Annotated in this window: 12 protein-coding genes and 1 pseudogene; 5 read left to right on the forward strand and 8 right to left on the reverse strand. The window is 56.1% G+C overall.

The features are described from left to right. Nucleotide 1 precedes the first annotated feature (1 nt). On the reverse strand, nucleotides 2–2,164 hold the full coding sequence (gene cas8b / locus EXE51_RS06615; protein WP_137692291.1) for a type I-B CRISPR-associated protein Cas8b/Csh1: 2,163 nt from the start codon (nucleotides 2,162–2,164) through the stop codon (nucleotides 2–4). After that, on the reverse strand, nucleotides 2,151–2,957 hold the full coding sequence (cas6, locus tag EXE51_RS06620) for a CRISPR-associated endoribonuclease Cas6 (protein ID WP_137692292.1): 807 nt from the start codon (nucleotides 2,955–2,957) through the stop codon (nucleotides 2,151–2,153). The genes cas8b and cas6 overlap by 14 nt, the downstream gene beginning before the upstream one ends. A 661-nt stretch (nucleotides 2,958–3,618) precedes the next feature. Here cas6 and EXE51_RS06625 point away from each other — a divergent pair. Then, the gene (locus EXE51_RS06625) at nucleotides 3,619–4,776 is read left to right on the forward strand and encodes a Fic family protein (protein WP_137692293.1); all 1,158 of its coding nucleotides are present in this window, start codon (nucleotides 3,619–3,621) and stop codon (nucleotides 4,774–4,776) included. Nucleotides 4,777–5,678: 902 nt separating this feature from the next. Next, the gene (locus tag EXE51_RS06635) at nucleotides 5,679–6,065 is read left to right on the forward strand and encodes a nuclear transport factor 2 family protein (RefSeq protein WP_049933511.1); all 387 of its coding nucleotides are present in this window, start codon (nucleotides 5,679–5,681) and stop codon (nucleotides 6,063–6,065) included. A gap of 43 nt (nucleotides 6,066–6,108) precedes the next feature. Here EXE51_RS06635 and EXE51_RS06640 read toward each other — a convergent pair whose 3' ends face one another. The 6 genes and pseudogenes from EXE51_RS06640 to EXE51_RS06665 all read right to left on the reverse strand — a co-directional run bounded on the left by EXE51_RS06640 (nucleotide 6,109) and on the right by EXE51_RS06665 (nucleotide 10,333). Next, on the reverse strand, nucleotides 6,109–6,456 hold the full coding sequence (locus tag EXE51_RS06640) for an Hsp20/alpha crystallin family protein (RefSeq protein WP_158413882.1): 348 nt from the start codon (nucleotides 6,454–6,456) through the stop codon (nucleotides 6,109–6,111). Between the two features lie 333 nt (nucleotides 6,457–6,789). Then, nucleotides 6,790–7,086 (reverse strand): annotated as a pseudogene (locus EXE51_RS06645) (zinc ribbon domain-containing protein); the annotation flags it as partial. Between the two features lie 63 nt (nucleotides 7,087–7,149). Then, nucleotides 7,150–8,469: a methyl-accepting chemotaxis protein gene (locus EXE51_RS06650; RefSeq protein ID WP_137692294.1), complete on the reverse strand. Its 1,320-nt coding sequence runs from the start codon at nucleotides 8,467–8,469 to the stop codon at nucleotides 7,150–7,152. A gap of 111 nt (nucleotides 8,470–8,580) precedes the next feature. After that, nucleotides 8,581–9,576, reverse strand: a complete 996-nt coding sequence (locus EXE51_RS06655; RefSeq protein WP_137692295.1) for a CPBP family intramembrane glutamic endopeptidase — start codon at nucleotides 9,574–9,576, stop codon at nucleotides 8,581–8,583. 96 nt (nucleotides 9,577–9,672) lie between these two features. Next, complete coding sequence (locus EXE51_RS06660; RefSeq protein ID WP_049933516.1) at nucleotides 9,673–9,990, reverse strand: hypothetical protein; 318 nt, start codon at nucleotides 9,988–9,990, stop codon at nucleotides 9,673–9,675. Nucleotide 9,991: 1 nt separating this feature from the next. Next, complete coding sequence (locus tag EXE51_RS06665; RefSeq protein ID WP_199058309.1) at nucleotides 9,992–10,333, reverse strand: winged helix-turn-helix domain-containing protein; 342 nt, start codon at nucleotides 10,331–10,333, stop codon at nucleotides 9,992–9,994. 123 nt (nucleotides 10,334–10,456) lie between these two features. Here EXE51_RS06665 and EXE51_RS06670 point away from each other — a divergent pair, with 123 nt between their 5' ends. The 3 genes from EXE51_RS06670 (at nucleotide 10,457) to EXE51_RS06680 (ending at nucleotide 13,273) form a co-directional block, all read left to right on the forward strand. Beyond that, complete coding sequence (locus tag EXE51_RS06670) at nucleotides 10,457–11,380, forward strand: glycosyltransferase (RefSeq protein ID WP_094553610.1); 924 nt, start codon at nucleotides 10,457–10,459, stop codon at nucleotides 11,378–11,380. A gap of 142 nt (nucleotides 11,381–11,522) precedes the next feature. Then, nucleotides 11,523–12,473, forward strand: a complete 951-nt coding sequence (locus EXE51_RS06675) for an ABC transporter ATP-binding protein (protein ID WP_049933521.1) — start codon at nucleotides 11,523–11,525, stop codon at nucleotides 12,471–12,473. Continuing rightward, nucleotides 12,473–13,273 carry an ABC transporter permease gene (locus tag EXE51_RS06680; RefSeq protein WP_049933518.1) on the forward strand — a complete coding sequence of 267 codons (801 nt, stop codon included), beginning with the start codon at nucleotides 12,473–12,475 and terminating at the stop codon, nucleotides 13,271–13,273. Before EXE51_RS06675 ends, EXE51_RS06680 begins: the two co-directional genes overlap by 1 nt. Nucleotides 13,274–14,504: the final 1,231 nt, after the last annotated feature.

The following is a 14,504-nucleotide window of genomic DNA, read 5'->3' on the forward strand; positions in this document are numbered from 1 at the left end:
ATTAGTGTTCCTCCTCGGTGGTTGGGTCGTCGGCATCAGTATCGCCTCGGTTCCACGGGTGGTCGTTCATCCCGTACGTCACGCCAAGGGCGTAATAGAAGCGGAGATCGTCGGTTTCAATCTCCCACTCTTCCGGATCAGGCTTGAGAATCGTATCACGAAGCCGGTCGACGATGTGATCCGCCTTCGTGCCGGGGTAGGTCCCCTGCTGTTTCTTTTCCTGACGCGTGTAGGTCAGCGTCTTGGCGACGGTTTCCTGTGTCACCTTCTTGATCCGCGAGCGAGTAATCGATTTGACCGGGTACTGATCGACGAGTGTGGTCGACCGATCCTCGCTGTACTCCTGATAGCTACCAATATCGCCGACGAGCGCGCCAAGCAAGAACGCCCCGCGGCGTTGGCTTGTTACAGAGTCTGGATCGTCGTCGTTGTCGGGAGACAGTGCAGGTGTTTCGTTGATGAACGATTCGAGTTTCGGTGCGGCGGGGTGGCCCCCATCCGCGATTGGGATTTCATCTACTGATGGCATGATGTGCTTTTCATATGTTGGTTCTTGTGTGATCGGTTCCCTACTCGGATCATCTGCTTTCAGCAAATTGAGCTGGTTATCGGCCAGCGCACAGATTTGGGCGAACTGACTGGCGACTAAGAACGATGGAAAGCCCTCATGTTCTTCGTCGTCAGTCTGGTCGTCAATAATACGATTAACGTACTCTTCAAGCAATATTTCAACCGAAAGTGCATCGCCACTCAGCACGCTAACCAATGCTTTGATTCGTGGATCATCTGCATCCGCTTCTTCGTCGTCTCGCTCAGCGAACGTCTGATAGAAATACCAGCCCGTTGAGACAGAATGTAACTGATTATCGTTGGTCTCCAGAAGCTCCCATTTTTCATTTGTTGGAAGCGGTGCTGTCCATTCCATATCCGGAGCTCTGTTGAACGCTGATACGCTTTTGACGAGACGGTTGTGGCTCAAGGCTAATTCTTTCGGAAAATGGAGCTTTCCGTTTAGTGTCTCGCCGAATACGTCATATCTCGAATTTTGATGTGGCATAACTGCAGTGATATAAAAGCGCAGCCGATCTTCTCCGAATATGTCTTGTTGTTTGTCATAAGCACGCTCAATCGGCGTTTTATTTGAATCTTCTACAGCCGAATTGTACAGAATCGCGTATAATTCATACAGCTCCTCTACTGACGGGGTCCCAAATACATACGGAAGGTAGTACACCTTTGCACCGAATGTACGATAGGCGCATGTTTCGATGAATTGTTCTGCTTTCATTAGAGTCAGCGCGCTGTCTTCGGATATCGGATGTGATCTCCAAGCTTCGTCAATATCTAAACCTGGGAATTTTTCAACTTGTTTCCCGAGGTAATAATTGATCGGGTCTTGAGCTGTTCCCACCGTTCGAGTGTTTTGCTGGGTAACAATATCAACAGCTTGCCCAGAGGAATCCTTTGCTTTATTTTTTGTCACAAGTTTGGAGAGACGCTGTCTTCGCATTCCTTCCATTAGGATTTCTAGTTCGGAGGGCCACTGGAACTCTCCATCTGGTTCGGTTTTTATTTTGACGGTGATAAGCGAGGTCTGATCACCATCGATTTGTCGTTGAACACTCGTTTTTATTTCCTCAATCAGCTCATCATTTTCACCGATTTTATTGAGATCAGTAATGATCCAACCCCCACTGTGATCCTCCACGAGATCCTGTACAGCGTCTTCGGAGGGCCACCGTGTGAAACGGTGTTTTGCGTATTCACCCAATCTCTCAGGAGATTTGTCTTGTCCGGATTTGTGAGTGATACTGTGATCAATCCCTGCACCTCGATTTTGGTAGTAGCAATGGCCGGCCAGCGGAATATGATCCTTAGTGTATCTTGTTATCCATACCGGACCTCGACTGTCGTCAGCCAACTGCGGTTCGTCACCTGAGAGATCAACTCGAACAACAATTAGACTGTCATCGGTATCTAGGAGATCATCGGCCGCGTCAGGAGTGAGGTAGGGTGCGTACTTACCACCATCCGTCGTGGCGAGCGTGTAGAGTTTCCCGTAGAGGTACTGGAGGTCACGGAGCGATCCGATTGGTGAGTCCGGAAGCTCTGCCTCCAGTTCCTCGGACGGATACTTCTCCCGGAACGCATCAGGCGAAAGCATCCTGACCCTCCAGTTCGCTCTCGCCCGGCGGTGTTTTGTCCGTGATGTTCACGAACCCGAGCCCCAGGGAGTTCCGCTCGCCAAGTCCGCAATCCAGCGCGAGGTTGAGATGACGGCGATGGTGATCGTCCCGAACCGTGTAGGAAAACTCCCACTTGCTTAGGACGTAGGTCATCTCCTGGCCTTCGGTGACAGTCACCGGGACGGCGAACGTCTTGTTCAGTTCGTAGCCGTCGAACAGATCGCCGTCGACATCGCTTGGCCCTGGCAGGTGGTCGTGGGCGAAGCGGTCGTGTTTCTGATCGAGGTTATCCTCCAGCTGCTTGCGGAGCGGTTTCATCGAATGCTCCGGTCGCCAGAAGACGGCGGTGTCACCGCCGGGGTGGTCGATGTCGTACTCCTCGCATCGCCACGGCGGAATCCGAACCAAGAGGCCGGTCCCGGTTTCAATCGTCCCGCGTGTGCCCGGCTCGCCGACATCGGGTTCGAGCGAAGTCACGTCGTCGACGTGGAACGGCATCTCGCCGATGTTCAGCTCCGGCTCGTCGAGTAGGTCGGCCGCGACGTTGGCCAGTAACTCCTCGTCGGGCGAGGCGACCAGCAGCTTGCGGTCGTCGCCCTCCTGCATATCATGCGGCGGGAACGGGTTCGAATACGAGAATCCCGGCGGCTCGCCGTCGTCGTGGCGGTCGTCGTAGGCGGTACCGTCGAGCGCGTCCCAGAGCCGGCCACGAAGCTTGTGGTGGTAATCGTTCTGGTAGGCTGCGTCTGCCCGTGCGGATAAATGGGCCATTACACGCACTTGGATGACTCACCTCTGTAGCGGGGGATCATACAACTTGTCATACAAATAGGAGATACAAAAAAGAACCCCATACTGAGCGAAAGTAGAACTACTTGTGCCCTGTTGAACGCAAGAGCGCGTCGGGGTGGCGTTGCTGATCTATAAACGGCTCGTACGGTGTCTCATAAGTTCGCCGGTGTCAGGGTCGTATTGATCGCGTTTGAGGACTACAAACAGTTCATCCGAGATGGGCACCCAATTGCGGATATTGAGTCATATCTGCTTGACAAGGACCTCGAACTATTTCGCACGACTTCTGAAACAGCCAGTTCATAACCCTTGTCGAGATGAAAGGGGTGGTGTCGATATGAACACCCCTCCATCGAAATGAATTCTCTACCTCTTCAATGTCATCACACACCAACTTCGAAGTGAAGACCCCGCCATCGATATGAAATCTCAGACATCACAACACACCGCCGGCACCGTCGGTATCCACTGTTCATGTGGGATTAGCGCAACCGTCGACACTATTTGTCTCAGCTAGATTAAGCGGATATAGTTGTAGCACAACGACTGGAATTTGATTTGGAGCGGTCTTCGATCCCGCTTATCCAAATTTGTTTATAACCCGTATGATTAAGTCGTATTAGAGACAAAGTAATTCAAAATGAGAGCAGAGGATTTGCCACCAGATGCGCCGGGGCACTACCAACAGTCGCATCCGCATCCCTACTATATTCCAGAGAAGTTGCCCCTCTCATCGCGGGTTGAGATTGACGAGGATCTCACAGCGACGATATCAGATGCGACGTTCCAGTTGGGACGTATCGACGGGATTAGTCCCACTGTCGATTTCTCGCCGGTACTGTATACGTCGCTCCTCCGGCTCGAAGCAGTCGAAACAGCAGAAATTGAGGGCGCAGATGTCGAGATGGACGAAGTCTACGCGTATCATACACGCCAGAAATCAGGCAGTTCTGGGCGTGTGAGCCGTGACTTACAGGAGGTTCTGAACGCTGAGCGCGCACTCAGTGATGGATTTGACGCAATTAAACAAGGAGAGTCGATTTCGGTCGAACTGCTCAAATCACTCCACGAAACATTACTCGACGGAGTTCGGAACGAGGGGGACGTTGTTGGTGAGTGGCGAGATGATGATGTTCATATTCCGTCGCCCCGTCCCGGACAGTCCCCATTTGTGCCACCACCGGCGGATCATGTCTCGGAGCTAATGGACTCGCTTGAAGCATATATTCAGATGGACGGCGAGTACCACTCCCTGGTTGACCTTGCGATCACTCACTATCAGTTGGAGACAATTCACCCCTGCTCGGACGGCAACGGTCGTCTCGGACGGATTCTAATCGTCCTCCAGTTACACAAGGCTGGCTATCTGTCTGAGCCGTACCTCTATCCGAGTGCCTATTTTAATCGAAACAAGCAGGAGTACGTCGAGACGATGCGTGCGGTTAGCGAAGAAGGCCAATGGCGCGACTGGATTGCGTTCTTTATCAAAGGCATTGAAGAGCAAGCGAAGGACTCCTACGAGCGAACATTCGAATTACTCGAACTCCGGCGAGAGTACGAAGCGCAGTATCCGAATCAAAAGACAAGTCACAAACTCGCCCGCGAACTGTTTGAACTGCCGTACTTCACCGCAGACAACATCACGGATCGGTTCGACGTAAGTCGACAGACTGCCTACAATGCGATTGAAGAACTCGAATCGGATGGCATTGTTATCGAAGTGACTGGCAAGCAGCGAAATCGTGAGTACAAAGCTATCGATGTATTCGATATTCTTGAACGGCCGGTACAACGGTAGCAAAGCTTAGTCGCCTACCCCGGATGCTGGATCGGTACCCATCGCTCCCGCCCCGAACAGTAGCATAGCACCGCCAATGACTGTCAAGAACCCGAGCACACGTTCCGAGTCTGGCTCTTCGGAGAGAAGCGACGTCGTGCCTGAGGTGTACACCGCGTAATATCGCCCGCTAGCGTCAACTACAATCGCTTCTTGAAGATTCGTCTGAGACTGACTACCCCCGGTCTCAACCGCCTGCTTGACTGCTGGTGAGTACTGGTCAACGGGGCGAGAAACGTCCTCTAACGCCTGTGAGGCATTTACTCGCTCCAAGGTGAGACGATAAGATTGCGCCGACTCGTTCCAGCCTGTAACACGTTTGAAGACACGCCCGTCGCTGGGGAACGCAAGATACCGATCTTGGGAAGCAAGCGACGGGTCTCCGGCGACGTGCCGAACCCCGGGATACGGTGCGAGACCCGATGTCTCACCGGCCAGCCCGGATTCAAAACCACAGATTCTGGTCGGGGACCGCTCTCTGAAGCAGTCGAGTCCATCGATTTGTCTGAGTCTCGGTGAGTCTTGTCGAATCTGTATTCGGTCATCTTCAACGGTGAGCTGTGTGGCGCTATACTCGTATTCTGTTCCTGTTATGTCTAGCGGGGGTGCCCAGAATGGAACTGTGATTAAAACCAGTGCGAGTATAATGAGAGCAATTCGAGGAGGGCTGTCGACCATACCAATAGATATTGTTCTAGCGTTTGTATGGATTTTGCCCAATAGCAACATTAGCTCCTCACTGGTCCGCTCCGTTGAACTCGATGACGGCGTGGGAATCCTTGCTTGAGACCTTGTTTAAGATTGTAATCTCGGTCTGGTGAGCGACCCGTGAACACTTGATTATTGGACTCCTCGTCTGTCACATGGATGCCCGATCGACAGTCAAAGAGTACTACGACGCACTACGGGCTGGTGACCCGCTTGCCCCGTACTTCGCCGAGGAGCACGATGGCGACGACGCATTCGTGAAGTTTGGTATCTCGGAGCGTCTCGTCGGGAGCGAACAGATCCAAACCGGCCTCCGCACCCAGACCGAAACAACGGCTGAGTGGACCGTAACTAGTCACGCACTTCGAGTCAGTGAGCGCGGGACTCACGCCTGGTTCAGCGACACTGTGTCAATGGGCTGGATCAATACAGAATCTGGAGAGCGTCACGAGTTCGACACACGGTGGAGCGGGACACTAACGAAGTCGTCTAATGGGTGGCAGTTCGTCGGAATGCACGTTAGCACGGCTGACGAGCTGTGAGATCCTCGATCGTTCGCGAACGCCACCCCTCGGGGCGATCAATTCAGTGAAATCCGATATTCGCGGGGTCCGTATCGCGGTCGAAGGTCACCTCAAGGATACCGTTGTTGAACTGCGTTTCCCCAGAGGTGTCATCGACGTAGGACGGGAGGTCGACGCGCACAACAAACGGTCGTGGTTCACTCGCCACCCGAATCGCTGCGGTTCGTCCGTCACACTGGACGGTAATGTCGTCCGGTACAGCGTGAGGGATGTCTGCAACCACCCGGATCTCCTCGTCGTACTCGTGAACGTCGACCGCGGCGTCGTCGCCGTTCGTTCCGGACAGCAGGTCTTCAATCCCGTTGAATTCACCACCGGATTTGTCCTCGTCGTCCGAGTTCCGCCTCATTGTTATCTACAAGGGACTGGCCGGTATAACCCTTCGGCGAGACTGACCGAGCGTACCCAGAGACGCCGACGCCATGCGGGAGCGAACGACCCTACTCGTGTCCTCGTCGAGGCGTACGTTGAAGTGATGGATTAATATCAATCAGCGGGCAGAAACTTACGGAGAATCGAGGAGAAAGCCCTGCGCTTTAGCGCGGGGAGGGTGTCGATCTTCAAGCGTCCGAGAGACGGAAAATCATCACTGTACGGGTTCCCGCGCCAAGTTCTCGTGGTTACCGAGCGATTGACCGAGTGAGAGTGAATACGAAGAGGGCGGTCGTGAATCGCCTCGGGGTCAAGCCCCGAGGCTTCCCGTTTCCACGACATGACTTGCAGACACGGACTCGAAGTGAGTCGTGTCCGTAGCGGTCACAGTCTCCATGGGCGTGTCTTCGGGCCATCCTAGCCCTAATTCAGCAAAGCCTCTCTGCAGGACGTTCATCGCCGCATTCGCGTCCCTGTCTGTCTCAAATCCACACGACGGACAGGAGTGTTCCCTAACCCAGATTGGTTTCGCTGTCTCCATACCGCACGACGCGCATTCTTTGCTCGTGCCTCGAGCTTCGACCTACACGACGTGACTGCCGTACAATTGGAGATTTGGAACGGAACGTGGGGTCTGGCTGTCTGTCGGTCCGATTACGATATGCCTGCCTCAGACAGACGTGTTCATGACCTCCGCCAGTTCGTGGTCAATCTGTTCGACCTGATGGGTCAGCTGCGAGACCATCTCTGTCTGGCTCTTATTTTCGTCTGCGATCTCCGCAATCTCCTCACTCACAACAGTAGCCCGTTCGGAGACATCGTTGACGGCACTCGATATCTCTTCGGCCACACTTGCCTGCTCGTCTGTTGCGGCCGCAATCTCGCTGATACCGCTTTCGGTCTGTTCGACTGCCGTCAGGATCTGTTTCTGGTTCTCGAGGACGCCTTGGATGTCGTCTCTCGCAGACTGGATCTCGTCGTTGGCTGTTTCGACTTCTTCGGTCGTTTTGGAAGCCTTCGCTTTGATCCTCGCGACGATGTCTTCGATCTCGTCAGCTTGGTCCTGCGAGCGATTCGCGAGGTTCTTCACCTCGTCGGCGACGACCGCGAAGCCGTCACTGTCGCTGCGTGCCGCTTCGATGTTGGCGTTTAACGCCAGCATGTTCGTCTGTTCGGCGATATCGTTGATCACGCCGACGAGTTCTTCGACTTCTTCGATCTCGTCTCTAAGGTCCGCAACGTCGTCTGCGACGGAAGCCGATTTTTCGGCTGTGTCGTCTACCTGGTCGATGACCTCACCCGCAGTGTCGACGGACTCTTCGGCGAGGGTTCTCGACTCGGCGCTTTGGTTGCTGACCTCTTCGGCGCTGGACGCGATCTCCTCGACGGTCGCGCTGAATCCGGAGACATCGCCTTGGGTACTTTCGAGTTCGGCTGCTTGCTCGTCGACGAGCTGGGTGATCTCGTTCGAGCGATTCGCGACTTCGGTCGTTGATTCGCCCAGCTGCTCCATGGATGTCTCGACATTGTCCGAGAGCTCTTCCTGGAGGTCGGTGAGTGTCTCCCGCTGTTCGACGACGGTGGTGACGTCGAAGAGCAGCTCGACAGCCCCAACGACCTCGCCAGTGGGTGTCTGGATCGGGGTCGCAATCGCTCGGGCGTGTGCCTGTCTTCCATCTGGACGCTCGGCAGATCGGAACTCGTCTTCGCGAATGGGTCTTCCGGTGCGGACGACTTCTTCAGCGAGGGTCTCGTCTTCGCCCTCGGTACCGAACACGTCGTATGCGTTCATCCCGACTGCCTTGTCTGCGGGGAGGCCGAGGAGATCGGCTGTTGCCGTATTCCACTGGGTGATGTCGCCGGCGTCGTCAACGACAAACGCTGCCTCAGGGAGTGTCTCGATGAACTGCTCGAAGGCATGGCGCCAGAAGTCGTTATTTGGTTCTGTATTTCGGTCTTGGAGGTGATCGTTCCGCGTGGCTGTGGCCATGCCGAGTGGGGACGATCAAGGTATGTGTGGGTTTTGCTCCTGTTATTGCTTTTGATAGGGCCCCAATTCGCGGGAGGGAATGATTGTATTCACCACGATTAATTGTTGATATTATGATAGCCGCGACCCCAAGTCACCGTTCCAGAGAGCAACGTATCCGACAGTGAGCGCAGCGACACAGAGCACCGCTGCGCCGTTGACTGCCCCGTACACCCCGACGAACTGTGCCGGGCCGGTGAACGTCGGCCGGACCAGCATCGGCAGAATCTCCGCAGCCTCACCGAAGTTCGCCAGCCCGTAGATGTTGTTTATCGCAAAGTTGATCAGGAAGTGGACGCCGATTGGCAGCGCCAGCGAGTCGGTCCACACGTACGCGGCGCCGAGGAGGAGCCCCAACATCACCCGGAAGCCGAACTTTTCTAGCGTCCCCGGGAAGTGCCCGAGACTGAATATCAGCGATGACGCCACCACCCCTGCCACGGCCGCACCGCGGTCGGACAGCCACCGACTCCGGAGTCCTTCGACGGCATTCGTCAGAATGAGGCCCCGATAGACCAGCTCTTCCCAGAAGGCCACAAACGCCCACTGGAGGGTGTACGCTCCGAACGCAGCGACGAACGGCAACACGTTGGCGCCAACGCCGCCCGAAAACAGCTCGGAGATGGTCGCCCACCCGGCGAGCAGACTCGCGGGGAGTGCCACACCCATCCCTACCAGAGCCACGACGCTGCCAGCGGCGAAGTCCTTCAGGAATGACGGGCCGAACGCCAGTCCGTAGTCGGTCAGCGGTCGCCGGTCAACGTACTTCGCAAACACAACTGCGAGGAGGAGTCCAACGAGCGCACCGATCAGGTTGGTCGCGGCTCCGTTGACAGACGGCGGGAGTTCGGTGCCCGCGAGCGCCAGCGCCGGGAGCACGAAAATCCCCACGAGCGCGGCGACGTACACTCCGAGGATCCGCCAGAGTGCGCGGGGGCGATTCTCATTTCGATTCCACAGCACGGAGGCGACGCGTCCGATGATTCCACCGTAATTAGTTCGCCGGTCGTCATCGGCCGACTGGGATCCGGTTCCTTCGAAGTTGGTGTCGGTGTCTGCTTCGGTCATCGACACCTGAACGCATGGACGCATAGAAAAAGGCCGATTTCCCTGGCTTCACTGGTTGAAGTCAACCTACCGTCGTATATGGGCTCGGGCGTGGTATCAGTCTCGGCGTGGCATCCACAGTCCGTAGAGGATCAGTCCCAGACCGGTGAATTCGGGGATTTGGAGGAGGAGATTGAGGACCGCGGTGGGAAGTTCCAAGACGTAAGTGAAGATGAGGGCCAGCGGGGCCTGAACGAACAACACCAGTATGAATCCGATCGCGATGTACAACATCGGACGGCTCTGATTCTGCCGGTATGCCGTGTAAGCGAGGTAACCGATCCCCAAACCGATGATCATCGGGATCACCTCGCTCACCTGTCGAATCGTTCGTAGCGTTTCGAGATCAATCGATTGGAGCGGTGTATCGAGCATATTAGCTTCCCTCTACGAACTGCGTGAAGCGGTCTGCCATCCGTTTCCGCCGTGAAATTGTAATCTCAAAGCCGTCTTCGCTGAGATCGAGTTCGATGCCATCGAGATCCGTCCGGTAGAGTTTGTAGTTCTTCCCGTCGGTGACTGGCTGGATATCTTCAGTAACCAGATCGTACTCGCGGAGTCGTTCGAGTCGGCGGTAGACAGTCGGCTCCGAGACCCCGGCGCAATCGCTGAGCTCCGCCGCCGAGCAAGGTTCCTTCTTTGTCTCGACGAGAATCGTGCGCGTACACTCGTCCCCAAGCAAATCTGCGAGCGCTTCGGGATCTCGCACCCCGGACACTGTGCGTGTGCCATCTCTTGTTTTGGCAATATAGGTTGTGCCGTTCTGGGCTTTCTGTCCGGCTTCACTCAGAGAAGCCGTCGGAAACTCTCATTGATACCAGCGATCACGTTTCGAGTACGGATGTCGAACGGACAGACGCACACCCCAACGAGCATACTCCTCCCGACGGTGTCTTGGACTCCCGCCTGCGGCGATGTCGCCGCACAGTTGGGTTCAGAAGACGAGCTCCTCATCATCCACGATACCGAGGACGACCCGGTTACGGACCGAGAGCGGTTCCCTGAGAACGTTCGGTTGGTCCCTGCTGGCGACCCCGTCGGGTGTTCCGGGAAAGCGAATGCCATCGCTGCTGGGATGGAGGCCGCCAATCACGACCGTCTCGTCTGGACCGACGACGATTTTTACCATCCGCCCGACTGGCTCGACAAGCTCCGCCGTGACTACGCTGACTACGGTCCGACGACGGAACTGCCGGCGTTTGTGGGTCAGGACCCACTCGCGATCCTGTTGGAACCGATTTACGTTCTCGGCGGCACGCTCGGGACGTATGTGGGTGATCACGCTTGGGGCGGAGCTGTCATCTTTGACCGAAGTGATCTTGATGAGGCAGGGTTTCTTTCGGAACTCCGCCAGACTATCAGCGACGATGGCCTTCTCGGGGAGCACACCGACGTGACGTCCGTTCGGCGTGTACGCAAAGTACCAATGGGTGGGAGTCTTCGACAGACGCTCGAACGACACGTTCGATTCAATAAAATTTTCGCAACCCACGATCCCGGAGTCGCGAAGCTCTCCTTCGGAGCGTTGACCGCCGTTCTCGTCGGGTGTCTATTCTTTCCGTTCCTCGCAGTGGGGCTTACCGCAGTAACAGCAGGTGTGTATGCTGCCTTCGGCGTTCGCCGAGCGTCACTACTCCTCGCTGTGCCAGCGCTTGTCGCAGCCGTTCCACTGGGAGTGTATGGCTTTACCCGAGATACGTTCATCTGGGCAGGTCGGCGTTATCGCTGGCGCTCAAAATTTGATGTCGAGGCAGTAGACGAGTAGTTTTCATTCAGTGCGTGTCAATCAATGGTGAATGGGCGATATGTAGCAGCGAATCCCGCGATAATGCTGTAAGCAGAGTTTCACAGTTAGAAGCACTGACCTCCGGTTTAACAGGTTTCCCGCGTTCGGTGAAGTTGTGACAATGACAGGTCCCGCGATTGAAATAGACGGATTGAGCAAACGGTTCGGTGACGTGACCGCTGTCGATAGTGTTGATTTGACCGTTGAATCGGGCGAAATCTTCGGGTTTTTGGGTCCGAACGGGGCTGGAAAGTCCACCACGATCAACCTGCTGTTGGACTTCGTGCGACCGACGAGTGGAAGTGCGTCCATGCTTGGACTAGATGTCTCGAAGGACCGCGAAACGCTCCACAGCCGGATCGGCGTCGTTCCCGAGAACTACGGATTATACGACAGACTGAGCGGTCGGCGACACGTGGAACTCGCGGCCAAACTGAAAGACGCTGACGACGATCCCGACGAGCTACTCGATCGGGTCGGCCTCTCACAAGAAGACGCGAACCGGGCCGCCGGGGACTATTCGACGGGGATGAGCCAGCGACTCGCCCTAGCGATGGCACTTGTCGGTGCGCCTGATCTGCTCATCCTCGACGAACCGACCAGCGGTCTCGACCCGAACGGCGCCCGGGAACTCAGAGAGATCATTCAGGCGGAAAACGATCGCGGCGTGACGGTGTTCTTCTCGAGTCATATTCTCGAACAGGTCGAAGCCGTTGCCGACCGAGTCGGCATCATGAATGAGGGAGAGCTCGTTGCGATTGACAGTATCGGCCGCCTCAGACGCCAGCTCGACACTGGCGCGCAAGTGATACTCGACGTGGACCGACAACCGGAGCGCAGTCTGGGTGACCTCCCGAACGTACGCGACATCGATGTAGGCGGCGGGACCGTTCGGGGAACCTGTCTTGAACCAGCGGCGAAACTCCAGTTCATCGACCGGGTTCGCGAGCTGACGACAGTCACCGACGTGCGGATTGAGGAGTCATCGCTTGAGGATCTGTTCGCCAGCTACACCGGTGAAGACACGACGGACAGTCAGACCGAGACGGTAGTCCCGGGTGGTGTCGCGTAATGAGCGTTCGCACCATCGCCCGGAAAGACTTGGCCGATGCCAGTCGTTCGAAGGCTCTGTGGGCGGTTATCTTAATCGTCCTCCTGTCGACGGCCGGGATCACGACACTCCTCGCAGTAACCAGCGACATGGCAGCCGGTGAGGTGTTCTCACTTTCGTTCCAACTCGCTGTGACGATGCTTCCCATCGTTGCGCTCGTGCTCGCCAAAGGGGCAATCACTGCCGAGCGGGAGTCCGGGTCGCTCCGAGTCTTGCTGAGCTTGCCGCCGTCACGCCGGGACGTTCTCGTCGGGAAGCTCCTCGGACGGACAGCCCTGATGCTCGTCGCCACGCTTATCAGCGGGTTCGTGACTGGTCTCGTCGTCCTCACGATACTGGGTGGGACGTTCGGTTCACTGGCGGCATTTATCGGGTTTCTCGGCCTCATGGGCGTGGCGTTCGTCGCTATCGGAGTGGGGATCTCCGCGGGTAGTTCGAGCGACAGTCGTGCGACCGCCGTCGCCGTCGGAGCCTACATGATCTTGGTCGCGTTGTGGAACCTGATCCAGAGTGCTATCCAGTACGGCGCCATCGAACTGGGTCTGATGACCGAGGGCAGCGCGCCGGCGTGGATGAAATTAGTCGGGCTGTTCCCGCCCAACCGCGCCGCGAGGGCTGCCTATCGGAACACTGTTGCGGGGCAGCTCTTCGGAACGGACCCGTTCGCGTCGGTCTGGCTGCCGGTTCTCCTCCTGTTGGCCTGGATCTTGGTTCCTGTTACGATCGGGTATCTCCGTCTCCGTGACGCCCAGATCGGGTGATAGGTTAGCCAAGTGGAGCCGGATCCCGATCCTCATCGCCGATTCGGGTATCGCCTCTCGCTCCAGAAAATCTAACGCGATACGACTGCTATCACCGCTGAGGCGGTCGAGCGAGGAATATCAGGCCGTACTATCATCAGTAGGTTGTGTCATCGACTGTCAGATTCATCCCCGGCTTCAGGGCGGGGCTTTCTTTTCGCACTTCCGTAACGATGGACCGACCGAATGAATGCTCCGTCGAGACTGCTTGCTCACGGTTGGGTTCGGCAGGCACTGCTTCAACTGTCGACCCACTCGACAGTTGTCTCTAGGAACCGGAAATCTACTCGAGGACAGAGAGGTTGAATTGGAATCTGAGCTGTGGGAGGACAGCGGTAACAAGAGCGCGGAGTACTCGCCGTGTGCCTCGACACCGCAATTTATAGAGGCTAGAAGGCGAATACACCCGCCTTCAGGCGGGTGATGAAGCCGACATAGTGGGAAGCAATCCACTAGCCGAACGTCTGTACCGAGTTTCACAGACAGAGATTTAACTGACAGGCCGCTATATACAAAGGTAGGAATTGGTCGGAACGGAGCGGATTCCGAACCGTCCTTCGGAGGCGGCCCGTCCGCCCGCGTAACGAGGTCGTTCGAAAATCTTCGATTTTCGTGATCACGAGAGACTTCGTCTCTCGGACGACAGTATCTGAAAGGTCAGTCGGTGAACGCCATATCCTCGAAGGGTGTGTCTGTGCCGACTGCTCAAAGCAAACCAGACGATACCCCCAAGTCCGTTGACGCTTGCCGGCGTCCCCGTGGCAAAAACAACACTGGGACGCCGTACACGGTTGAGGATAGGGGTAACGGCCAGTTGGCATGGCCAGCAGTCCACCAGTCCGACACTGTGGGACTACCCGTGCCCGAAAGGGCTGGTAGTCCACTGACTGGACTGTAAACCTGAAACTCCCACCGCTCGGGATTCCTCCGCGTTTACGCGGAGGAGGATGTCAATACTAATATCTGAATCTTAAAAACCGAAGTGATATTGGATTCAGCAGTATTCAGCCGACGAGAGGTTCTCTTCTTCGCGCAGTGGCAATTTAACAGTTTGGCCCGTACGTTGGGTCGCGTTAAGTTAGAGGATGAGGCGGACGAGTTCTGAGTGTCTATGACAGATTTCGACCGCCTCAGCGAACGTACCGCGTGGATCGACTTGTCGTTTGTGGAGCGAGATCGAACTCCGCGCTGG

The sequence above is a fragment of the Halorubrum sp. CGM5_25_10-8B genome (assembly GCF_005435095.1).
Classification (GTDB): Archaea; Halobacteriota; Halobacteria; order Halobacteriales; family Haloferacaceae; genus Halorubrum; species Halorubrum ezzemoulense.

Bases quoted from the DNA above. Each gene is read 5' to 3' on its own strand.
- cas8b (WP_137692291.1), bottom strand. From the start codon at position 2,164: ATGCTTTCGCCTGATGCGTTCCGGGAGAAGTATCCGTCCGAGGAACTG.
- cas6 (WP_137692292.1), bottom strand. From the start codon at position 2,957: ATGGCCCATTTATCCGCACGGGCAGACGCAGCCTACCAGAACGATTAC.
- EXE51_RS06625 (WP_137692293.1), top strand. From the start codon at position 3,619: ATGAGAGCAGAGGATTTGCCACCAGATGCGCCGGGGCACTACCAACAG.
- EXE51_RS06635 (WP_049933511.1), top strand. From the start codon at position 5,679: ATGGATGCCCGATCGACAGTCAAAGAGTACTACGACGCACTACGGGCT.
- EXE51_RS06640 (WP_158413882.1), bottom strand. From the start codon at position 6,456: ATGAGGCGGAACTCGGACGACGAGGACAAATCCGGTGGTGAATTCAAC.
- EXE51_RS06650 (WP_137692294.1), bottom strand. From the start codon at position 8,469: ATGGCCACAGCCACGCGGAACGATCACCTCCAAGACCGAAATACAGAA.
- EXE51_RS06655 (WP_137692295.1), bottom strand. From the start codon at position 9,576: ATGACCGAAGCAGACACCGACACCAACTTCGAAGGAACCGGATCCCAG.
- EXE51_RS06660 (WP_049933516.1), bottom strand. From the start codon at position 9,990: ATGCTCGATACACCGCTCCAATCGATTGATCTCGAAACGCTACGAACG.
- EXE51_RS06670 (WP_094553610.1), top strand. From the start codon at position 10,457: ATGTCGAACGGACAGACGCACACCCCAACGAGCATACTCCTCCCGACG.
- EXE51_RS06675 (WP_049933521.1), top strand. From the start codon at position 11,523: ATGACAGGTCCCGCGATTGAAATAGACGGATTGAGCAAACGGTTCGGT.
- EXE51_RS06680 (WP_049933518.1), top strand. From the start codon at position 12,473: ATGAGCGTTCGCACCATCGCCCGGAAAGACTTGGCCGATGCCAGTCGT.